General features: G+C 66.5%; 19 protein-coding genes. 12 read left to right on the top strand and 7 right to left on the bottom strand.

The window, feature by feature from the left end; all coding sequences use genetic code 11:
* Window positions 1–39: 39 nt before the first annotated feature.
* From QW861_RS01375 to QW861_RS01410, 8 genes are all read left to right on the top strand, one after another.
* Window positions 40–1002 (top strand): alpha/beta hydrolase, encoded by a 963-nt coding sequence (locus QW861_RS01375; protein WP_315751704.1) that lies wholly within the window; start codon window positions 40–42, stop codon window positions 1000–1002.
* A 182-nt stretch (window positions 1003–1184) separates the two neighbouring features.
* Complete coding sequence (locus QW861_RS01380; protein WP_315712213.1) at window positions 1185–1541, top strand: cupin domain-containing protein; 357 nt, start codon at window positions 1185–1187, stop codon at window positions 1539–1541.
* A 78-nt stretch (window positions 1542–1619) separates the two neighbouring features.
* Entirely contained in the window at window positions 1620–1949 is a 330-nt protein-coding gene (locus QW861_RS01385) for a hypothetical protein (protein WP_315826857.1), read from the top strand.
* A gap of 191 nt (window positions 1950–2140) precedes the next feature.
* Window positions 2141–3307, top strand: coding sequence for an amino acid aminotransferase (locus tag QW861_RS01390; RefSeq protein ID WP_316192620.1), 1167 nt, complete (start codon window positions 2141–2143; stop codon window positions 3305–3307).
* A 25-nt stretch (window positions 3308–3332) separates the two neighbouring features.
* Window positions 3333–3947 (top strand): YitT family protein, encoded by a 615-nt coding sequence (locus tag QW861_RS01395; RefSeq protein WP_315712219.1) that lies wholly within the window; start codon window positions 3333–3335, stop codon window positions 3945–3947.
* A gap of 261 nt (window positions 3948–4208) precedes the next feature.
* A complete protein-coding gene (locus tag QW861_RS01400; protein WP_316170459.1) occupies window positions 4209–5273 on the top strand; it encodes a ketopantoate reductase family protein in 1065 nt (354 codons plus the stop codon).
* 102 nt (window positions 5274–5375) lie between these two features.
* Complete coding sequence (locus QW861_RS01405) at window positions 5376–6389, top strand: Na+-dependent transporter (protein WP_316192622.1); 1014 nt, start codon at window positions 5376–5378, stop codon at window positions 6387–6389.
* Window positions 6390–6522: 133 nt separating this feature from the next.
* Window positions 6523–7401, top strand: a complete 879-nt coding sequence (locus QW861_RS01410) for a transporter substrate-binding domain-containing protein (protein ID WP_315712225.1) — start codon at window positions 6523–6525, stop codon at window positions 7399–7401.
* Between the two features lie 127 nt (window positions 7402–7528).
* On the opposite strand, the gene QW861_RS01415 is transcribed toward QW861_RS01410, so the two are convergent.
* The 5 genes from QW861_RS01415 to QW861_RS01435 form a co-directional block, all read right to left on the bottom strand.
* A complete protein-coding gene (locus QW861_RS01415; protein WP_315712227.1) occupies window positions 7529–8197 on the bottom strand; it encodes an amino acid ABC transporter permease in 669 nt (222 codons plus the stop codon).
* A 31-nt stretch (window positions 8198–8228) separates the two neighbouring features.
* Window positions 8229–9479, bottom strand: coding sequence for an FAD-dependent oxidoreductase (locus QW861_RS01420; protein WP_315751709.1), 1251 nt, complete (start codon window positions 9477–9479; stop codon window positions 8229–8231).
* A gap of 22 nt (window positions 9480–9501) precedes the next feature.
* A complete protein-coding gene (locus tag QW861_RS01425; RefSeq protein WP_315751710.1) occupies window positions 9502–10260 on the bottom strand; it encodes an SDR family NAD(P)-dependent oxidoreductase in 759 nt (252 codons plus the stop codon).
* Window positions 10261–10415: 155 nt separating this feature from the next.
* Window positions 10416–10694: a hypothetical protein gene (locus tag QW861_RS01430; RefSeq protein ID WP_315712234.1), complete on the bottom strand. Its 279-nt coding sequence runs from the start codon at window positions 10692–10694 to the stop codon at window positions 10416–10418.
* Window positions 10695–10819: 125 nt separating this feature from the next.
* Window positions 10820–11761, bottom strand: a complete 942-nt coding sequence (locus QW861_RS01435) for a GlxA family transcriptional regulator (protein ID WP_315712236.1) — start codon at window positions 11759–11761, stop codon at window positions 10820–10822.
* A gap of 144 nt (window positions 11762–11905) precedes the next feature.
* Between QW861_RS01435 and QW861_RS01440 the strand changes: the two genes are divergently transcribed.
* Window positions 11906–12604 carry a DJ-1/PfpI family protein gene (locus QW861_RS01440; RefSeq protein ID WP_315751712.1) on the top strand — a complete coding sequence of 233 codons (699 nt, stop codon included), beginning with the start codon at window positions 11906–11908 and terminating at the stop codon, window positions 12602–12604.
* A gap of 88 nt (window positions 12605–12692) precedes the next feature.
* Here QW861_RS01440 and QW861_RS01445 read toward each other — a convergent pair whose 3' ends face one another.
* The gene (locus QW861_RS01445) at window positions 12693–13103 is read right to left on the bottom strand and encodes an NADH:ubiquinone oxidoreductase subunit NDUFA12 (RefSeq protein ID WP_316192624.1); all 411 of its coding nucleotides are present in this window, start codon (window positions 13101–13103) and stop codon (window positions 12693–12695) included.
* Window positions 13104–13266: 163 nt separating this feature from the next.
* Between QW861_RS01445 and QW861_RS01450 the strand changes: the two genes are divergently transcribed.
* The 3 genes from QW861_RS01450 to QW861_RS01460 all read left to right on the top strand — a co-directional run bounded on the left by QW861_RS01450 (window position 13267) and on the right by QW861_RS01460 (window position 19085).
* On the top strand, window positions 13267–13929 hold the full coding sequence (locus QW861_RS01450; protein WP_315712240.1) for a BA14K family protein: 663 nt from the start codon (window positions 13267–13269) through the stop codon (window positions 13927–13929).
* Between the two features lie 456 nt (window positions 13930–14385).
* Entirely contained in the window at window positions 14386–16704 is a 2319-nt protein-coding gene (locus tag QW861_RS01455; RefSeq protein WP_316170454.1) for a CHASE3 domain-containing protein, read from the top strand.
* 122 nt (window positions 16705–16826) lie between these two features.
* The gene (locus QW861_RS01460) at window positions 16827–19085 is read left to right on the top strand and encodes a CHASE3 domain-containing protein (protein ID WP_316192626.1); all 2259 of its coding nucleotides are present in this window, start codon (window positions 16827–16829) and stop codon (window positions 19083–19085) included.
* Here QW861_RS01460 and QW861_RS01465 read toward each other — a convergent pair.
* A complete protein-coding gene (locus tag QW861_RS01465; protein WP_315751716.1) occupies window positions 19082–19975 on the bottom strand; it encodes a DMT family transporter in 894 nt (297 codons plus the stop codon). The two genes, QW861_RS01460 and QW861_RS01465, sit on opposite strands and share 4 nt — an antisense overlap.
* Window positions 19976–20691 lie beyond the last annotated feature (716 nt).

The raw sequence follows: 20691 nt of genomic DNA on the forward strand, positions 1-20691 counted from the left end.
CTTCAACTTGACCGTCTTTCAACCCGACAGGTTTTTGCAATGCCCGTGCAACTCGATGCCGATGCCGCTGCCGTCTACAAAGCATTTCAGGAGGCCGGTCGGCCGGCCTATGAGACGCTGACACCACAGGAGGCGCGGGACTACTATCTGGCCGCGCGCGTCGTGAGCAATCCCGAGCCGCCCGAGCTTGCGGACGTCAAGGACCTCGCCATCCCTGCCCCGCATGGCACAATCCCGGCACGGCTCTATCGGCCAAGGACGGTGCGGCAGAACAACGGTCTTGCACCAGGATTGGTGTTCTATCACGGCGGCGGCTGGGTGATCGGCAATCTGGAGTCGCATGACGTGGTCTGCCGCGCGCTGGCGCACGAAGGCGAACTGATCGTGATCTCGGTCGACTACCGCCTCGCGCCCGAGCACAAGTTTCCGGCCGCGGTCGACGACGCCGCCGCGGCCATACGATGGATCGCCGACAATGCCGCCGCGCTCGGCATCGATGCCGCCAGGCTCAGCGTCGGCGGCGATTCCGCCGGCGGCAATCTCGCCGCCGTCGTCGCGCTCTTGGCGCGTGACGGCAAGGGCCCGAAGCTCTCAGGCCAGGTGCTGATCTATCCGGCCACCGACTTTTCGATGAGCCATCCCTCGCACAGCGAGCCCGAGACCAGCGTGCTGCTGACGCATTCGGTGATCCGCTGGTTTCGCGACCATTATCTCAACAGTGCCGCCGACATCCACGATTGGCGGGCCTCCCCGGCGAAGGCGGAAACCCTAGCCGGGCTACCGCCCGCCTATGTGCTCACGGCCGGCGCCGATCCGCTGCGCGACGAGGGCGACGACTACGCGCGCCGCTTGCGCGAGGCCGGCGTGCCGGTGACGCATCGCAACCATCCCGGCCAATTCCACGGCTTCTTTACGATGGGCAAGCTGCTCGACCAGGCCAATGTCGCCGCACGCGACATCGGCGCCTGGCTGAAGCAGCTCGACCGGCCCGGCGGCATCTGAGCGTTACCGCGCTGAGCTCAGAACGCACCGACCCGCGAGTTCGCGGGTCGTGCTCACATGCGGCCGAAGTCGTCGCGTGTGAGATCGGCTTGCTCGCGCTCGAGCAGCAGCTACATCCCGCGCAAGCCGGCCGGGACGACTGGACAGCTCACATTTCATTCCTCGCAGCAGGAGACTCCCACATGAAGACCGTGAACCTCGCCGACAAGCTGAGCCAATTCTCAGGCCATTGGGACCCGCACGTGGTCGCGGACTACAACGATAATGACGTGATGGTCGTGAAGTTCATGGGAGAATTCCCGTTCCACAAGCATGACACGACGGATGACTTCTTCCTGGTCCTGGAAGGCGAGATGGAGATGGACATTCAGGGGCAGCCGTCGCGGACGGTGAAGGCCGGCGAGTTGTTCGTCGTCCCCAAAGGGGTCGTCCACCGGCCGCGCGCGGCCAAGGAGGTCAAGGTGCTCCTGATCGAACCCAAGGGCGAACCGAACTCCGGCGACTCCGACCGGGTGCCCGCGCCCAAGCCGCGCATCTGACTCGCCGGAAGGCGTCAGACCTTCGGGCCTCCGCGAGCTTGAGATATCATTCAGAGCGGACAGGTGAGCAGGATAAACATGGAGCCAACTCTGGAGATTGCGCTGGCTTGGTTCCAGCCCGAAGAGTGGGAGGACATCAGGCGGATCTGCCCGGATCTGCACGACACTTATGAAGAATGGCTGGCCAGCGCTCAGGAGGTCATCGACACGATCGGCAGTCGCCCGGACGAGCGGATCGTGAAAGTGATCCTGACCGCGGCCGAGCTTCGGAAATGGCAACGTGCGACAGGCCGCAAAGTCGATGGCAGGGTTCGCTCACAGCTTGCCGCCAGGCGCGCGCGCAAGATCCGCAACGAGTCCCCACATCCGGCTCCCGAGCCCCGTTCTGGCTCAGAAGGCAGTCGCTGACGCTTGTCGCTCAGTTCGCTCAGGCGGGCCACGGCAAGTTCTGAGGGCGCAACGGCCGCCCATGCAGCGAACGAAGCGGAGCATCGCCGAAATGTCCGCTGTTCTTGCGCTGCAACCGAGATAGTGTCCCGTCGCCCGCAAGGACGGCTTATGGCCGTCTGGCAGGCCCCTCCTCCAATAGGATCGCCCCGATGTTCGACCGCTTGACCCGCCAGCCCGAGGATCCCCTGCTCGCTCTGATCGGCATCTTCAAGGCTGACCCGAGAGCCGACAAGGTCGATCTCGGCGTCGGCGTGTATCGCGACGAGGCCGGCCATTCGCCGATCTTCCGCGCTGTGAAAGCTGCGGAGCGCATCATCTGGGAGAGCCAGGACAGCAAGAGCTATGTGGCGCCGGAAGGCGACCAGCTCTTCCTCGACCTGTTGTGGTCGCTCGTCGGCGGCCCCGCGCCCTCGGTCCATGCCGCAGGCGTGCAGACCCCGGGCGGCTCGGGTGCGCTCCGCCTCGCCGCCGATTTGATCCGCCAGGCCGGCACCGGCAAGATCTGGCTCGGACTGCCGAGCTGGCCCAACCACGCCGGCATCTTCGCCGCGGCGGGGCTCGAGGTCGAGACCTATCCCTACTTCGACGTTCCGTCGCAGACGCTGCAGTTCGACCGCATGCTGGAGGCGCTGCAGCGCGCCGCGCCCGGCGACGCCGTCCTGATCCACGCCTCCTGCCACAACCCGACCGGCGCCCCGCTCAGCACCGAGGACTTTGCGCGCATCACCGCCGTGATGGCCGCGCGTGGCCTCGTGCCGCTGATCGACTCCGCTTATCAGGGTTTTGGCGCCGGTCTCGAGGGCGATGCCGCCGGCCTGCGGGCAATGGTCGCGGCCGTGCCCGAGGCGCTGCTGGCGGTGTCCTGCTCGAAGTCCTTCGGACTCTACCGCGAGCGGACCGGCGCGCTCTACGCCGTCGCCTCGGCACAGGCCGCAGCCGAGACCGCGCGCTCCAATCTCGTCTCCATCGCCCGCACCAGCTATTCGATGCCGCCCGACCATGGCTCGGCGATCGTCAAGACGATTCTCGACACGCCGGACCTCTATGCCGACTGGAGCAGCGAGCTCGAGACGATGCGCCAGCGCCTCGCCGCGCTGCGCCGCTCTTTTGCCGAGGCGCTCGGCGGGCGCTGGTCCAACACGATCGCGATCGGCGTCCAGGAAGGCATGTTCTCGCTGCTGCCGGTGACGCCGGCCGAGGTCATGACTTTGCGCGAAAAGCACGGCGTGTACATGCCGACCTCGGGCCGCATCAACATTGCAGGCCTGAAGCTCGCCGACGTCGCGCGCGTTGCCGGCCTGTTCAAGTCGCTTTGAAACATCGCCTGCAAGGATCAAGGCCGTGACAGAGATCGTCGCTCAGGAGCGGCACAAGCTCTACGAGGACGCGATGGCGCTGACGCTGGGCACGCTGTTCGTGTCGCTCGGCATGCTGATCTACAGCAAGACGGTGCTGCTGGTCGGCAGCACCGCCGGTCTGTCGCTGCTGTTGAGCTACATCAGCGGCTATGGTTTCGGCGTCAGCTTCTTCCTGATCAATCTGCCGTTCTATGCGTTGGCCGTCCGGCGCATGGGCTGGCCGTTCACGATCCGCACCTTTGTCGCGGTCGGGCTCGTCGCCCTGTTCTCACGGCTGACGACGTCATGGATCGACATCAGCCATATCGATCCGATCTATGCCACCGTAATCGGCGCCGGCCTGACCGGGACCGGCCTGTTGATGCTGTTCCGGCATCGCACCGGGCTTGGCGGGATCAACATTCTGGCGCTGTATCTGCAGGAGCACTGGAAGATCCGCGCCGGCTATTTCCAGCTCGCCGTCGATTTCCTCATCATGATCGCCGCATTCTTCGTCATCCCCGTGAACCGGCTGGCGCTGTCGATCCTCGGCATCGTGATCGTCAACGTCATCATCGCGATCAACCACAAGCCGGGGCGCTATATGGCGCTGAGCTGAACGGCCGAGCTCCAAGCGCACGGTCGATCTGCGCTCGGATAGCCCCACCGTGACACGCGCCGGATGCCGCACGAGTGCGCTGCACCTTGCCAGACGGCGCATTCCGTGGGATGAAAGCTCTGGTATGCCAGCAACCGAGGCAATGGGTTACCGCATCCGTCCGCTCCTGCCGGACGCCTGACGGACTCGTCGGTACGGCTGGATCGCCAACAAGAAACGCGAACGCAAAATCTCGAACCGATCTCTGGGGACGACCAAGGTATGGCACGCAACATTCTGATTCTCGGGGCCTCCTACGGCTCCCTCCTCGGCACCAAGCTGCTGATGGCCGGCCACAACGTGACGCTGGTCTGCCGCAAGAAGACAGCCGAGCTGATCAACCGCGACGGCACGGAAGTCCGCATCAAGCTGCGCGACGAGCCGGCGCATCGCTCGATCTTCTCGCGCGACCTGCCGGGCAAGCTCGACGCGGCCACGCCCGATAGCGTCGACCTGTCGCGCTACGACCTGGTCGGTCTTGCGATGCAGGAGCCGCAGTACACCAACCACACCATTCGCGTGCTGATGGTGAAGATCGCCGAGGCCAAGCTGCCGTGCCTCTCGATCATGAACATGCCGCCGCTGCCCTATCTCAAGCGCATCCCGGCGCTCGCCAACGTCGACCTCGACGAGGCCTACACCAATCCCGCGGTGTGGGAACGCTTCACGCCCGGGCTGGTCACGCTGTGCTCGCCGGATCCGCAGGCCTTCCGTCCGCCGGAGGAAGCCGCCAACGTGCTGCATGTCGGCCTGCCGACCAACTTCAAGGCCGCCGCGTTCGAGGACGAGACGCACAACGCGCTGCTCCGCGAGCTGGAGCGCGACATCGACGCGGTCAGGCTCGACGGCCAGGACGTGCCCGTGAAGCTGAAGGTGTTCGACTCGCTGTTCGTGCCGCTGGCGAAGTGGTCGATGCTGCTCACCGGCAACTACCGCTGCATCACCCGCGGTGAACCGCAGGCGATCCGCGATGCCGTTCATGGCAATCTCGCCCAGTCGAAATCGATCTACGAGCATGTCGATGCCATCGCCCGCAAGCTCGGCGCCGATCCGAGCGACCAGGTGCCGTTCGAGAAATACGCCAAGGCGGCCGAGAGCCTGCTCAAGCCGTCGTCGGCCGCGCGCGCCGTCGCCGCGGGCGCGCCGTTCATCGAACGCGTCGACCTTCTGGTGAAGCTGATCTCGCAGCAGCTCGGCATGCCCAACCCCGAGATCGAGCAGACGGTGCAGACGGTCGACTTCAAGCTCAACGAGAAGATCGTGGTCGGCGGCTCCAGCGCGCAGTGATGCGCAGGCGCCGACATCGTCCGTAACCAGATGTGACTTTGCATGAACGCGCGGCCGACGCATGGTTCGCGCGTTCATTGATTCCCATCGTTCGGAATGAAGATGCCGTCCTTCGGGCCTCTCGCTTTTCCTCTGCAGGCCCTGAGCTGGCTCGGCAATCAGGGCACCCGCGCCATCGTCGCGGTTCTGCTGGCGGCAATCGCCGTGCCGCCGCTGGGCGAGCTGGCGCGGCCCTACGTCACACAGGCGATCTTCCTGCTGCTCTGCATCTCCTTCATGCGCGTCGACGTCGCGATGCTAACAGCGCATCTGCGCCGCCCGCTGCTGGTGGTGGCCGCGACCGCATGGACCACGATCGCCGTGCCGACGCTGGTCGGCACGATTGGGCGCATCGCCGGCGTCGATGCCACCGCGCCCGACCTGTATCTCGCGCTGATGCTGCAGGGGACGGCCTCGCCGATGATGGCCTCGCCCGCACTCGCCGCGCTGATGGGGCTCGACGCGACGCTGGTTCTCATCACGCTGGTGACCTCGACCGCGCTGGTGCCGCTGACGGCGCCGCTGTTCGCCTATGTGTTTTTGGGCGAGACATTGTCACTGTCTCCGGCCGCGCTCGGGCTGAAGCTCGCCGCCATCCTTGCGGGCGCCCTGGCGGCGGCCGCCGCGATCCGCCTTGCCCTCGGCATCGCGACGATCCGCCGCCACCGCGCGCCGATCGACGGCGTCAACGTCCTCATCCTGTTCGTGTTCGCGTCCGCCATCATGGCCCATTTCCTGGCCGACCTGGCCGCCAGCCCGTTCCGCATGCTGGGACTGGCGCTGCTCGCCTTCACCGTGTTCTTCCTGTTGCTTGGTACCACGGTGCTGCTGTTTCGCGGCGCGGGGCGCGAACGCGCGATGGCGCTCGGCATGATGGTGTCGCTACGCAACATGGGGCTGATGCTCGCGGCGACCGAGGGCGCGATCCCCGGCACCACCTGGCTGTATTTCGCGATGAGCCAGTTCCCGATCCACCTTGCGCCGCAACTGTTGCGCCCGCTCGCCGAGCGCCTGCGTCCAAAGCCGCTTCCACCGGGCGGGACCGATCACGGCTTGATCAATCCTGCATCGGAATGAGGCAGAGCAGCAACGGCATGCGGCCGCTCCGGCATGACGCGACGGCCAGCCGCTTACTATCAAGGCCGACATGGTTGTTGCTGGCGTGCAAGGCCGGCGCTACGCTCCGTGCCTGTTGGTGCAGGAGGATTATGTGACCACGTCAGACGATCAGAAAATTTCCGAAGACCGCCGCGATGCGCTGCGCTACGCGCTCGCCATCGGCTCCGGTGCCGCGCTTGCGTCCGCCATGACGACGACGCCCGCCTCGGCGCAAGCGGCCGACAACACGCTCGACCGCGTCCGCGCCAACAAGGTGCTGCGCATCGCCGTGCTGCCGGGCGAGCTGCCCTATTTCAACAAGGATCTTGCCACCGGCACCTGGTCGGGCTTCTCGATCGAGATGGCCAACGACATCGCCAAGCTGCTCGACGTGAAGCTCGAATATGTCGAGTCGACCTACGGCAATTCGGTGCTCGACCTGCAGGCCGGCAAGATCGATCTCGGCTTCGCCCTCAACCCGACGCCGCAGCGCGCGCTGGTCATCGACTTCTGCGGCACGGTGTTCCCGCATCCGTTCGGCGCCATGCTGAAGAAGGGCATGGAAGCGAAGACCTGGGCCGACATCAACAAGCCGGAAGTGAAGATCGCCGTCGACGTCGGCTCGGCCAACGAGGCGGTGGCGCGGCGCTTTGCTCCCAACGCCACGATCAAGTCGCTCAAGTCGCGCGACGAAGTGATGCTGGAGATGGCCTCGGGCCGCGTCGACGTCGTCGTCAACGCACTGATCCTGGGCCTCACCGCAATCGCCAAGAACCCCAATCTCGGCTCCTACAAGATCCTGCAGTCGCCCTCGGTCGCGATCCCCTCCAGCATGGGCGTGCGCCGCGAGGCCGACAAGCGCTGGCGCGACTTCCTCGCGGTGTGGATCGACTACAACCGCGGCATCGGCCAGATGCGCGAATGGTTCGTCAAGGGCCTGGGGCTGGCCGGCGTCAAGGCCGAGGACGTGCCGGTCGAGGTGAACATCTAAGCGAAGCCACGCTCTCTCCGAGCGTCATTGCGAGGAGCGCAGCGACGAAGCAATCCAGGACCGTTCGTGCCGCCCTGGATTGCTTCGCTTCGCTCGCAATGACGGAGGCATTCGATGATGTATCGCCTCACGCCTTGTCGTACGTCATGCCGCGCTCGAAGCGGCGGCCCAGGAGCGTCGCCGGAAACAGGATCGCGAAATAGATCAGCGCGATGATGGTGTAGACCTCGAGCGGCCGGTAAGTATCGGCGTTGATCAAGGTCGCGTTGTAGACGAGATCGGGCACCGCGATCACCGACACCAGCGAGGTGTTCTTCAACTGCGTCACCGACTGGTTGACGTAGGGCGCGAGCATCGGCTTCAAGGCCTGCGGCAGGATCACGAGCCGCATCATCCGCCACGGACGCAGGCCCAGCGCGCGCGCCGCATCCCATTGCCCGCGCGGCACGCTCTCGATGCTGCCGCGCACGATCTCGGCATAGAACGCCCCGGCATAGAGCGACAGCACGGTGACCGCGGCGACATGCGCCGGAATGTTGACGCCGATCACCACCGGGAACGCGTAGTAGAACCAGATGATCTGCACCAGCAGCGGGGTGCAGCGGAACAGCTCGATATAGCCGATCAGCAGCCAGTCGATCACGACCGGACGGCGCAGCCTGACGATGCCGACGACGAGCCCGATCACCGAGCCGAGCAGGATGGTGCCGAGCGTGTACGCCATGGTCCAGCCGAGCCCCAGCCAGAACAGATGGCTGTACTTGGCGAGGATGGCGAAATCCCAGGTATAGTTCATCGCAGCTCCGGCGTGACGCGGTCGCGGCCCCTCACAGATACCGGCTCGGAGCAAAGGCGGAGACGTCGAACGACGGCGCCTCGCCCGTGATCATCGCGGCGATCGCCGCGCCCGTGGCCGGCCCCGTGGTGAAACCGATATGCTGATTGCCGAATGCAAGCCACAGGCCGGAATGGCGCGGCGCCGGCCCGATCATCGGCAGCGAATCCGGCAAGGTCGGCCGCGCGCCGCGCCATGGCTGGGCCACGGCCTCGCCGAACTCGACCACGCCGCGCGCCAGCGGGACGACCTGCTCGAGCTGGGCGAAATTCGACGGCGCATCGCGATCGGTCAGCTCGACGCCGGAGGTGACGCGCACGCCGTTCTCCATCGGCGTCATCAGGAAGCTGCCCTCGGCGTCGTGGATCGGACGGTGCAGCATGCGCTCCGGATTGGGCGTGAACTCCTGGTGATAGCCGCGCTCGAACGCCATCGGCACCCGGTAGCCGAGCGACCTGAGAATGTCCGGCGACCAGGGACCGAGCGCAACCACGACATGACGGGCGCGAATCTCGCCGTCGCCGAGCACGACACGCCAGCCGTCACCGTCGGACAGCACCGCCCTGATCTCGGACTGCCGCAGCACGCCGCCCGCGCCCTCGAACATCCGCGCATAGGCTTTCGTCACATTGCCGGGCGAGTCGACCGACGCGGTCTGGCTGTGCAGCAGTCCCACTTTGTAGACCGGCAGCATATTGGGCTCGAGCGCGGAAATGCCCTGGCGGTCGAGCAACTCGCTCTTGATGCCGTATTCGGCCAGGAGAGCCTGCTCCGCCTTGGCCGCTCCGACAGCGTCGCTGCGCCACGCCTTGAGCCAGCCGGTCTCGCGGATCCGCTGCGGCTCGCCGGCGCGAACGATCCAGTCGCGATGCAGTTTCAGCGACGCGCCGATCAGGCCATGCAGCGCGGTGGCGCGCGGCTTGACGCGGGACTCCACGGCATTGGCGAGAAAGCGCAGCACCCATTCGACATTGCGCAGCGTCCATGCCGGATCCCAGCGCAGCGCCGCGCTCTTGTTGCCGAGATAGGACGGCAGGGCCTTGAACAGCGAGGGCTTGTTGAGCGGAAGGATCGAACCGGAGGAGAGAATGCCGGCATTGCCGTACGATGTCTCCTCGCCCGGCGCCTTGCGGTCGACCAGCACCACCGAGAGCCCGCGCTCCCGGATGGCGTAGGCGGAGGAGACGCCGACGATCCCCGCTCCCAGCACGACCACGTCGGCTGTCTGCTGCATACGCTCCATCGTCTCTCGATCCATCTGCTGCTTACATCAGGGTCAGGCCGCCATCGACCGGCAGCACCGCGCCGGTGACGTGGCCGGCGTCTTTCGACAGCAGGAAGGTCACGGCCGCGGCGATGTCGTCGGGCTCGGCGAGGCGCTGTTGCGGATTGGCCGCCGCCGCCGTCTGCCACGCGGCCGGATCGAGCGAGCCGAGCCGTCCCGCATCCTTGCGCGTATAGCCGGGCACGACGACATTCGCGGTGCCGCCGCACGCAGCCAGCTCGATGGCGAGGCATTTCACCAGCGCCTCCAGCGCCGCCTTGGCGGCGGCCGAGGCCGGGAAGGTGCCGCCCGGCACGAAGCGGTGCGCGACGAAGCTGGAGATCGCGACCACGCGCGCATGGGTGCTCTGCACGAGGTCAGGGAGCGCGGCGCTGGCGAGCTCATGAAATGCCGCTGGCATCACTGCGAGTGAGCGGTCGAGCCCGTCGCGCGGCAGATCGCGAAAGCTGCGGCGGTCGGCAAAGCCGGCAGCATGCACCACCGCGTCGATCCGGCCGAACCGCGTTCGTGCCGCAGCCGCCAGCTCGGTGGCAACGCCCTGCCTGGCCAGATCGCCGCAATGAAACTCGGCTTCGGCGCCGGCCTCCCGGCACGCCGCGGCGACGTCCCGCAGACGCGCGAGACCTGCTTCGTCAGCCCCCTGCCCGTGCAGCATCAAGGCCTGCCCCGGTGCGGCCACGCGGCGCGCCACCGCAGCGCCGATGCCGGCCCCGCTGCCGGTGATGATGGTGACACGCATCGCGCCTCGTCTACCCCTCGGTTTCGCGGGGCGGACTATAGGTCTCACACCTGCCGATGCCAACACGCGGACGGACATGCGCCGATGTCCGTCGCGCGGGACTTCTTGCGCCTCAGACGTTCAGAACGTCCAGGTCGAACGGCTGAGTTCGCCGCTCAGCACTTGGCGCCGACTTTGCACTTGTTGGTCGACTGTGAAATCGTGCCGCCCTTGCCGCTGCAGGTGGCGGCATAGGCATTCACGCAGGCGACCTTCGCGGATGTGCAGCCCGCATGATCGTTCTTCACGCAGATCGTCTCGCTATAGGTCTCGATCGTGCTGCCGCCTTTCTTGCAGACGCACATTCCGGTGACTTCGGCTTTGGCCGCAAAAGCGCTGTCGACACTGCCGACCGCGGCAGCAGCAAACAAAATCAGGGACAGAAATACGCGCATCGTATCCTCCATGGACAAAGTGGCAATGCGCGTACTATGCGCGCTTCGCGCATGTCACACAACTTTAAATTGTATCAACTGCCATCGAGAATCGTCGCCCGCCGCCGCTCGTCCACTGATCCAGGTCAGGCGGTGAGGCGTGCCGCGCGCCGCAGGGCCTGCGGCGGCTGGCCGAAGGCGCGAATGAAGGCGCGGCGCATCCGCTCAGGATCGCGAAAGCCGGTCGCCTCGGCCACCAGCTCGATCGGCTGATGCGAAGCCTGCACGCGATCGCGCGCCACCTCCAGCCTGAGACGCTCGATCGCCTTCGACGGCGTCGTGCCGGTCTCGGCCACGAAGGCGCGGGTGAAATGCCGCGTGCTCATGCCGGCACGCTCGGCAAGGTCGTCGACCGTCAGCGGCGCATCGAGATGCTCGCGCGCCCAGGTCAGGAGCTCGGCGAAGCGGCCGCTCGGCGCCTTCAGCTCCAGCAGCGAGGAGAACTGCGACTGCCCGCCGCTGCGGCGATGATACAGCACGAGCTGACGTGCGGTCTTCTGCGCGATCTCCTCGCCGTGATCGTCGGCGACCATGGCGAGTGCGAGATCGATGCCGGCAGTGATCCCAGCCGAGCTCCAGACATTGCCGTCGCGGACGTAGATGCTGTCAGGCTCGAGCTTCACTTGGGGGTAGGCGCGCAGGAACTGCCGCGTGCGCTGCCAATGCGTGGTCGCGCGCCGCCCGTCCAGCAGGCCCGCTTCGGCCAGCACGAAGGCGCCGGAACAGATGCTGGCAAGCCGGGTGCCGCGCTGCGCGACCTTACGAACGAAGTTCAGCGTGCATGCGTTGCGGCTCGCAGCTTCCACGCCCTCGCCGCCGGCGATCAGCAGCGTGGTCAGCGCCGACACCGGACCGAATTTCCGCGCCAGCATTTCGGCCCCTGACGACGACCGCACGGGTCCGGGCGTGGCGGCGACGACCCTGATCGATGGCGCGGCGCGCGCATAACGCGAAGCGATCTCGAACACCGAGATCGGTCCGGCGGCGTCGAGCAACTGAAAATCGGGGTAGATGAGCACGCCGATCATGGTGGATGACTCCGTGAGCCCAAGTCCGTGAGCCCAAGTGTGAAATCCCAAGCCCGTCCGGAAACGAGGGAACTTTGGCATATGCGCCATCCAGCGGACCATGCAGAATGCCCGCCGTCAAGCACCACACCTGCGAGCACCGCCATGGCCCAACCGCTCTCGATCGCTCTCGTCCTGTTTCCACATCTGACCCAGCTCGATCTCACCGGTCCGGTGCAGGTGTTCTCCAGCGTGCCGGGGGCGACACTGCATCTGGCGTGGAAGAGGATCGAGCCGATTCCGACCGACTCGGTCCTCACACTGATGCCGACCACCACCTTCGCTGACTGTCCGCAGGCGGACGTGATCTGCATTCCCGGCGGCTTCGGCGTCGACGCCATCCTCGATGACGCCGAGGTCATCGGCTTCATCCGCCGCCAGGCCGAAGGAGCCAGGTACGTCACCTCGGTGTGCACGGGCTCGCTCGCGCTCGGCGCCGCCGGCCTGCTGGATGGCTATCGCGCGGCAACCCATTGGAGCGCGCGCGAGTGCCTGCCGCTGTTCGGAGCAACCGCCAGCACCGAGCGCGTCTGCATCGACCGCAACCGGATCACCGGCGGCGGCGTCACGGCCGGCATCGACTTCGCGCTGACCCTGGTGGCGCAGTTGGTCGATCGTCAGACAGCGGAGGCAATCCAGCTCAGACTCGAATACAATCCGGCGCCCCCTTTCACCGCTGGATCCCCCGACACGGCGCCGCCCGAGGTGGTGTCACGGATGCTGGAGCGGATCGCACCGTTCCGGAAGCGGCGAATCGAGGCGGCGGAGCATGCGGCGGCCGCCCTCAAGACCAACCCGGCGTAGCGCAGGCTTGGCAGGCTCCCGAAAGTAAAGAGGCCGCCCGGAGCTCGGGGTGGCCTTTTCCGATCGGGTCATCTCGAGCGAAATCGAATCAGCCGCCAGGAGTCCAGGGCTGATAATCACCGGTGGCCTTTGGCCTGCGACCGCTGCCCAAGGTCGAGCCGGCCGGGCGATACGCCAGCACAGTCCCCGTCAGGTTCGGCTCATGCGGCTTTTCCCACTCGCGCGGCTTGTAGCCCTCCTGAGTCGGCGGCACGTCGACCATATGATGCATCCAGCCGTGCCATTCGGGCGGAATACGGCTGGCTTCGGCCAGGCCGTTATAGATCACCCAGCGCCGCTCGAAATGCAGCACCGGGTCGATCTTGCCGCCGGCAGTCCGATAATAGCGGTTGCCCTGTGCATCCTGCCCCACGAGCTCGCCGAAGCGCCAGGTCCACAATTGCGTGCCGAAAGTCTGGCCGTTCCACCACGTGAAGAGCTTGAGAAAGAACTGTTTCATGGGCTTGGGGCCGGTTCTGTGAAGGTCCCGGTTCTGATGCCACCCCGCCCGCATCTTGTCCAGTGTTGCACCGCTCCGCCCGCGACGATGTATCGGTTCGCGGCGGGGAACGACATCCGCGGCCTGCGGTTAGGTCACTTTCCCCCCTGATGGAGCGATAGCGATGACCAGACTGAAGAGATGGAGCACTGCGGCGGCAGTGGCGCTGATTCTGCCGCTGGCGGCAGCGACGACGAGCTTTGCCCAGGGTCCCGGCGGCGGTCGTGGTCCGGGCGGCGGTGGTGGTGCCGCCATCGGCGGGGGCGGTGGCGCGGCCATCGGTGGTGGCGGCGGCGGAGCGATCGGCGGCGGCGGACGCGGCGGCTTTGCGGCCGGCCCGGGTGGCGCCGGGATGAGCGGCGGCAGCTTCGCCGGACGCGCAGCCGTTGGCGGCGCAGCGCTGGCGGGTCGCGGTCCGGCGGCCGGCGCCAACGTCGCCGTCAACACGGGTGGCGGCCGCGGCAACTGGAGCGGCGGCAATTGGAGTGGCGGCGGCTGGCAGGGCGGTCACCGTGGCGGCTGGCATCACCGCGGCGGCGGCTTCTGGCCGGGTGTCGGCGTTGGCGTCGGGATCGGATTGGGCAGCAGCTATGCCTACTACAACGATCCGTATTATTACGGGCCCGACTATTACTCCGACTACTCGTACTATGACGACTCCGCGCCTGTCGCCATCGTTGGAACCGAAGGCGTCGACCCGAGCTACTGCGCACGCAGGTACCGCTCGTATGATCCGGCTTCGGGAACCTATCTCGGTTATGATGGCTTTCGCCATCCATGTCCGTAAGAGTCTGACATAGTAGCTGCGACAACAGAGGGCGGCGAGACTATGCTCGCCGCCTTTTTCGTGCCGTATTGTTGTTTGTTCTGTGTCTAATGCGCCACGTTGCAGGCCGATTTTCGCCCATATTCCAAAATGTGCCCCGCGACGTGCAGATGATCGTCCCGTTTCGGTCCAATATTGTTTGAGCTCGTGATTCTGCCCGTTTGGCCGCTTCGCAGGCTTGGTTGATATCAGTTGATGGACACATGGATTTTCGCGGGACTCGCGCAGTGCAAACGCCGCGGGTGAGCAGCTTGGACCTGCCGCCCGCGAACGCGCCAAGAACTTCGAACAAGGAGGCGCGCCTTGCCGACATATCTTCACTGCTTGGACGCAGCTGCATCGAAACTCGGATGCATGGGGCTGGCCGCGATGATCCCCGGCCCAGCTGGCGGACATGTCGATGATTGAGAAACGCAGATGACCTATCAGCGCCTCGCATTGGGGCTCGGTCTTGGAACGCTGCTGGCGATCGGGGCCGCGTCCACGGCGCTCGACATCAAGTCGCGCCACGACGCGGCCTGGGTGAATTCATCGCTCGACATCCTGCAGAAGACCTCCGATCTGCGTCTGCTGCTACGCGAAGCGGAAGCGACCTCTCGCGGCTACGCACTCGTCGGTGACGATCAATTCAGGACGGAGTTTGCCGATGTCAGCACGAGAATTCCGGTCGCCATGGCCGAGCTGCGGCGCGCCGTGGCCGACAATCCCGAACCGCTGAAGCTTCTGACCGAGACCGAAGCCCTGATTGTCCGCAGGGTCGAGCTCGCTGCGGAGCTGATCCGGTTGCACGCCGCCTCGGATCGTGCGGGGCTCGAAGCCCTCAGAAGCCGCGCCGAAGGGCCGGCGACCATGAGCGAGATCACGGCCCATCTCGACCGTTTCGTTGCCGATCAGCGCAAGCTGCTGACGCAGCGTTCGATGACGTCGAAATCCACCGGATCGCTGCTGCTCACGATCGACCTGTGCGGTCTCGCGCTGCTGCTGATCATCGCCTTCTACCTCATCCGGCGGACCTATCTCCACGATCGTGCGCTGCGCGCGTCGCTGGTCCGCTCCGAAGCCGAGGCCAACTCGCTGGCGGAAAAGGCCGAGCAACAGCATCTCGACCTGATCGCCGCCCATGAGAAGCTGCGCCATTCCGCCGAGATCCTGCAGAACACGTTCAACAGCATGGCAGAGGGTGTGCTCGTCATCGATGCCACCGACACCGTGGTATTCTCGAACCCCGCGGTCGAACATCTGCTCGGCTACAGCCCGGAAAAGAATCTGGCCGACGTCCGCGCGCGCCTCCGCGTCTACGAAAGCGACGGCGTGACGCCTGTCGCAGCACACGACCTGCCGACGCCGCGAGCGTTGCGGGGCGAGAGCTTCGACCGCCGCGAGCTGATCGTCTACCGGCCCGACCGGGACGAGACGCTGCGGCTGATGATCTCCGGCCGCCCGCTGCGCGACGCCGCGGGCGGCATTACCGGCGCGGCGATGGTCTATCACGACATCACCACGGCGCACGAGACCGAGCGGCTGCTGCAGCAGGCGCAGAAGCTGGATGCGATCGGCAAGCTCACCGGCGGCGTCGCACACGACTTCAACAACATGCTGACGATCATTACCGGCACCATCGAAACGCTGGCCGACGAGGTGAAGGACCGCCCCGCCGCCGCGGCGACCGCGGCGCTGATCGGACAGGCGGCAGACCGCTGCACCGAGCTGATCCGGCATCTGCTCGCCTTCGCCCGCAAGCAGCCGCTGCATCCGCGCGACAGCGACGTCAACAGCACGATTCTCGACATCGCAAAGCTGCTGCGTCCGACGCTCGGCGAGCAGATCGAGATCAACTCGATCCTCGAAGAGGAGACGCTGATCACGCACATCGATTCGGCGCAGCTCGCCAACTCGCTGGTCAACATGGCGATCAACGCCCGCGACGCGATGCCCAATGGCGGCAAGCTGCTGCTGGAATCGCGCAGGGTGGAGCTCGATGAGGCCTATGCCTCAGCCAACGCCGGCGTGACGCCCGGCCCCTATGTCATGGTCGCCGTCAGCGACACGGGTACTGGCATGTTGCCGGAGGTCCGCGACCGCGCCTTCGAACCCTTCTTCACGACGAAGGAAGCCGGCAAGGGCTCCGGCCTCGGCCTCAGCATGGTCTACGGCTTCGTCAAGCAATCCGGCGGCCACATCAAGATCTACAGCGAGGAAGGACGGGGCACCACGATCCGGCTCTACATCCCTGTGCCCAAGGGACAGGCTGCGAGCCCTGCTCCGCCCGAGCCCCCGCCGCCGCGCGGCGAGGAGACCATCTTCATCGTCGAGGACGATCCACTGGTGCAGGACTTCGTCGTCTCACAGTTGCAGAGCCTCGGCTACAAGACCATCACCGCATCGACCGGGGTCGAGGCGCTGGCCAAGATCGACTCCGGCCAAAGCTTCGATCTCCTGTTCACCGACGTCATCATGCCCGGCGGCGTCAACGGCAAGGAGCTCGCCGAGGAGGCGCTGCGGCAGCGGCCCGGCACCAAGGTGCTGTACACGTCCGGCTATACCGACAATGCGATGGTCGAGCACGGTCGCCTCGACCAGGCTGCGCTGCTGCTCACCAAGCCCTATCGCAAGTCGGAGCTCGCCAAGATGGTGCGGCTGGCGCTGGCAGGCCCCGTGGATGACGCCTTGGCCGATGATGCCTTGGCCGAGAACGCCTTTTCCGAGGACGCGCCGACGCGCGCTCACTTCTCCTGACTTGACCATCGCGCAGATCGGAACTGCGATCGTCACGGAGCTGGGCGCCACAAATTCCAATGGAAACCTACCCCATGCAATTGGCAGGACGCGACGGCATCCCGCGCCATTGGAGGCCACCGATGATCCGCCGGCGGGTGGTGATCGGGCTTGGCCTTGGAACCCTGCTCGCGATCGGCGCCGCGTCGACGGGACTGGACATCAAGGCGCGCAACGATACCGCCCTGGTCGAGCACACGATGGAGGTGCTGGAGAAATCCTCCGAGCTCCGCGCCCTGCTGCGACAGTCAGAAGCCGCCTCGCGCGGCTTCGCATTGTCCGGAGCCGACCGGTTCATCGCAGAGTTTCAGGCGACGAGTGGACTTATTCCTGCGGCCTGGGCGGACCTGCGAGAGCTCGTCCGGGACAATTCCTCGCAGAGCGAGCGGCTGCGATCGATTTATGGCATCGTGCAGCGGCGTATTCAGCTTGCCGGCGAACTGATCCGTCGCCACGCGGCGAACGATCGCGACGGCCCGGAGGCGCTGGCGGCGAGCGCGGCCGGTCCGGCGGCGATGACGACGATCAACCAGGCGCTCGACGCCTTTACCGATGAGGAGCGCCGGCTGCTGGCGGACCGCGCCACGATCTCGCGACGAACCGGATCCTGGCTGCTGGCGATCGACCTCGCCGGCGTCGGCCTGCTGCTCCTGATGTCGGCCTATCTCGTCCGGCGCGCTCATCTTTCCGACCGGGCGCTGCGCTCGTCCCTCACCCGGTCACGGGAGACCGCGACCTCGCTGGAAGCCCAGGCCGTGCAGCAGCGCAGCGATCTCGCCGCCGCCTATGACGCGCTGCGCCGCTTCTCCGCCATTCTCACGAACACCTTCAACAGCATGGCCGAGGGCGTCCTCGTCGTCGATCCCGAAGGCACGATCATGCTGTCGAACCAGGCGATGGGACGTTTCCTGGGAACGAATGTGGGCAAGACCTTCGCCGAGATGCAGGCTGCCAACCAGTTCTACGAGAGCGACGCCGTCACCCGCATCGTCGACGAGGAGCTCCCGATCGCGCGCGCCTTGTGCGGGCTGTCGTTCGACCGCCGCGAGGTCGTGGTCAAGCCGACCGACGGCCGGCCGCAGTTTCGCCTGATGGTCAGCGGGCGGCCGCTGCGCAATTCCGCAGGCGCGATCAGTGGCGCCGCGCTGGTGTATCACGACGTCACCGACGTGCACGAGACCGAGCGCCTACTGCAGCAGGCGCAGAAGCTCGATGCCATCGGCAAGCTCACCGGCGGCGTCGCGCACGACTTCAACAACATGCTGACGATCATCACCGGGTCGATCGAGGTCCTGATCGACGCGGTGCAGGACCGGCCGGCGGCGGCCGAGTTCGCAGCCCTGATCGGCAGGGCCACCGATCGCTGCACCGAGCTGATCCGGCATCTGCTCGCCTTCGCCCGCAAGCAGCCGCTGCGTCCGCGCGACATCGACGTCAACGCCACGGTGGAGGACATCGCCAAGCTGCTGCGGCCGACCCTCGGCGAGCAGGTCGAGATCAGGACCGTTCTCGCCGACGAGGATCTCATCGCCCATGTCGATTCCGCGCAGCTCGCGAACGCGCTGGTCAACATGGCGATCAACGCGCGCGATGCGATGCCCGATGGCGGCAGGCTGCTGCTGGAGACGGCGAAGACCACGCTCGACGCGGCCCATGCAGCGGCCAATCCCGGCATCGTGCCCGGTTCCTACGTCATGGTCGCGGTCAGCGACACCGGCAGCGGCATGCCGCTGGAGGTGAAGGACCGCGCCTTCGAGCCGTTCTTCACCACCAAGGATGCCGGCAAGGGCTCCGGCCTCGGCCTCAGCATGGTCTATGGCTTCGTCAGGCAGTCCGGCGGCCACGTCAAGCTTCAGAGCGAGCAGAACCGCGGCACGACGATCCGGCTCTATCTGCCGGCGGCGCAGGCGACGCAGCAGATCGAGACGGAGCACGAGCAGGCGCTGCCGCATGGCCGCGAGACGATCCTGGTGGTCGAGGACGATCCGCTGGTGCGCGACTTCGTGCTCGCCCAGTTGCAGGGCCTCGGCTACACCACCCTCGTCGCCTCGCAGGCCTCGGAGGCGCTGGCGATCGCCGCGCGGAACCAGCCCTTCGACCTGCTGTTCACCGACGTCATCATGCCCGGCGGCATCAGCGGCCGGCAGCTCGCCGAAACCATCATGACCACGCGCCCCGCGCTCCCAGTGCTCTACACCTCCGGCTATACCGGCGATGAGATGGTCGAGAATCGGCAGCTCGTGCCGGACGCGCTGCTGCTGACCAAGCCGTATCGCCGCGCCGAGCTCGCGCAGATGGTGCGGCGGGCGCTGGACGGCAAGCCGGCGGCCGGCTGGCGTTAGCCGCGGGTCGCCATCGCCACCGCGGCCAGCGTGAAGGCCAGCGCGGCCACCTGCCCTGCCCCGAGCGGCTCGCGCAGCGCGATCGCGGAGGCCAGGACGCCGATCACCGGCACCGCCATGGTGCCGATCGCCGCCACCGAGGCCGGCAGCCGCGACAGCGCCGCGAACCAGGCGACATAGGCGACGCAGAACTGGATCACGGTGGAATAGAACATCAGCGCCCAGTCGAGCTGATCCAGCTTCGTCCAGTCGGAATGCTCGACCGCGAAGCCCACGAGCACGATCGGCACGCAGCCGATGCCGATCTGCCAGGCCGCCGCCGACAGCGGCGGCAGCCTGATCGGGAGCTTCTTGGCCATGACCGTGCCGAGCGCGAAGCCGAACGCGCCGCCGAGCACCATCAGGATGCCCGGCAGCTTGTCGCGGCTGGCGGTGAGCCCGTTGCTGCCCATGATCGAAGCCAGCCCCGCGAACGCCAGCACCAGCGCGAGCACGCGCAACAGCGTCGGCCGCTCGCCGAGGATCGGCCAGGCCAAGAGCGAGGCCCACACCGGCATGGTGTAGGCGATCAGTGCCGCCTCGCTCGCCGGCAGCCACAGCAGCGCCAGCCCCATCAGCACCATCCAGGCGGTGACGTTGAGCATCCCGGCCAGGATCAGCCGCGGCCAGACCTCCCGCGGCACGGCGAGGCTCTGGCTGCGGATGACGGCCAGCAGCGCCAACAACAGCGCGCCCACCACCCCGGTGGTGCCGCGCAGAGTGAGCGGCGGCAGCACGCCGACCAGATGCTTGGTGACCGGCCAGTTGAAGCCCCAGCCGAGCGAGGTGATGGCGAGGAACATCAGCCCGGCGGGCGTGATCCGCCCGCTGGCCACTGGCTTGTCTGTCATGGAATCACCGGCGCCGTCCGTGGGAGGATGAGCTTGCCGGCGTTTTCCCGGCCACACCAGGGATTGTGGGGCATGCCTGCCCCGCGAACGCTCCGTAGGCGCCCGTGAGTCCCGCCGATGCAAGCGAAACACGTCGTCCGCACGCGAATAAATCTGGCCCTGTGAACAGCGGGACGAAGCCCTGTGGACAGCCTGCGACACAAATTTTTTCGGTTTCGAATCCGCGAGGACTCGCCGATAGTTACGGCCATCACGATACCGGCACACGCCCTGGTTATCCCGTACTTTCCCCCATATTTAGTGTTTGGTTAGGGAACCCCCACTAGTCCTTGACGCGGGAAGCGGAGTCGTCCTAGCTTCCGGCCCGGTTCGGCGCACAGTCATGTTTCGGGTCTGGCCGGCCGCTTCCCTTGAGAGGGTTCGAAGACGACCACGCCGCCGTCGCCACGGCAGCGGGCGTGGGTCGCCGTCTGCCCTGTGGACCATCGCTGCGCCGCCGCGCCCCAACGGGGAACCCACTAGATGTGGGGGCCTCCCCTGCAGGGACGACGGAGCGGAACGGCGGGAGTGACGCGTTGAGAACGGACGGTGCGGGCAGCGGACGGGCTGCACGCCCCGCGCAGGAAGACGGGGCGAGACGCCGGACAACGGCGCAAGGCCTTCGCCTTCGAGGCTGAACAGATGCGGACCGGGCAACCGGTTGAACTGCGGCGGCA

Source organism: Bradyrhizobium sp. SZCCHNRI1029 (genome assembly GCF_032487555.1).
Taxonomy (GTDB): Bacteria; Pseudomonadota; Alphaproteobacteria; order Rhizobiales; family Xanthobacteraceae; genus Bradyrhizobium.

Excerpts from the sequence above, each read along its gene's own strand:
- QW861_RS01380 (WP_315712213.1), top strand. The coding sequence starts at position 1,185 with ATGAAGACCGTGAACCTCGCCGACAAGCTGAGCCAATTCTCAGGCCAT.
- QW861_RS01390 (WP_316192620.1), top strand. The coding sequence starts at position 2,141 with ATGTTCGACCGCTTGACCCGCCAGCCCGAGGATCCCCTGCTCGCTCTG.
- QW861_RS01455 (WP_316170454.1), top strand. The coding sequence starts at position 14,386 with ATGACCTATCAGCGCCTCGCATTGGGGCTCGGTCTTGGAACGCTGCTG.
- QW861_RS01430 (WP_315712234.1), bottom strand. The coding sequence starts at position 10,694 with ATGCGCGTATTTCTGTCCCTGATTTTGTTTGCTGCTGCCGCGGTCGGC.
- QW861_RS01375 (WP_315751704.1), top strand. The coding sequence starts at position 40 with ATGCCCGTGCAACTCGATGCCGATGCCGCTGCCGTCTACAAAGCATTT.
- QW861_RS01405 (WP_316192622.1), top strand. The coding sequence starts at position 5,376 with ATGCCGTCCTTCGGGCCTCTCGCTTTTCCTCTGCAGGCCCTGAGCTGG.
- QW861_RS01460 (WP_316192626.1), top strand. The coding sequence starts at position 16,827 with ATGATCCGCCGGCGGGTGGTGATCGGGCTTGGCCTTGGAACCCTGCTC.
- QW861_RS01465 (WP_315751716.1), bottom strand. The coding sequence starts at position 19,975 with ATGACAGACAAGCCAGTGGCCAGCGGGCGGATCACGCCCGCCGGGCTG.
- QW861_RS01415 (WP_315712227.1), bottom strand. The coding sequence starts at position 8,197 with ATGAACTATACCTGGGATTTCGCCATCCTCGCCAAGTACAGCCATCTG.
- QW861_RS01425 (WP_315751710.1), bottom strand. The coding sequence starts at position 10,260 with ATGCGTGTCACCATCATCACCGGCAGCGGGGCCGGCATCGGCGCTGCG.
- QW861_RS01420 (WP_315751709.1), bottom strand. The coding sequence starts at position 9,479 with ATGGAGCGTATGCAGCAGACAGCCGACGTGGTCGTGCTGGGAGCGGGG.
- QW861_RS01435 (WP_315712236.1), bottom strand. The coding sequence starts at position 11,761 with ATGATCGGCGTGCTCATCTACCCCGATTTTCAGTTGCTCGACGCCGCC.
- QW861_RS01440 (WP_315751712.1), top strand. The coding sequence starts at position 11,906 with ATGGCCCAACCGCTCTCGATCGCTCTCGTCCTGTTTCCACATCTGACC.
- QW861_RS01450 (WP_315712240.1), top strand. The coding sequence starts at position 13,267 with ATGACCAGACTGAAGAGATGGAGCACTGCGGCGGCAGTGGCGCTGATT.
- QW861_RS01445 (WP_316192624.1), bottom strand. The coding sequence starts at position 13,103 with ATGAAACAGTTCTTTCTCAAGCTCTTCACGTGGTGGAACGGCCAGACT.
- QW861_RS01385 (WP_315826857.1), top strand. The coding sequence starts at position 1,620 with ATGGAGCCAACTCTGGAGATTGCGCTGGCTTGGTTCCAGCCCGAAGAG.
- QW861_RS01400 (WP_316170459.1), top strand. The coding sequence starts at position 4,209 with ATGGCACGCAACATTCTGATTCTCGGGGCCTCCTACGGCTCCCTCCTC.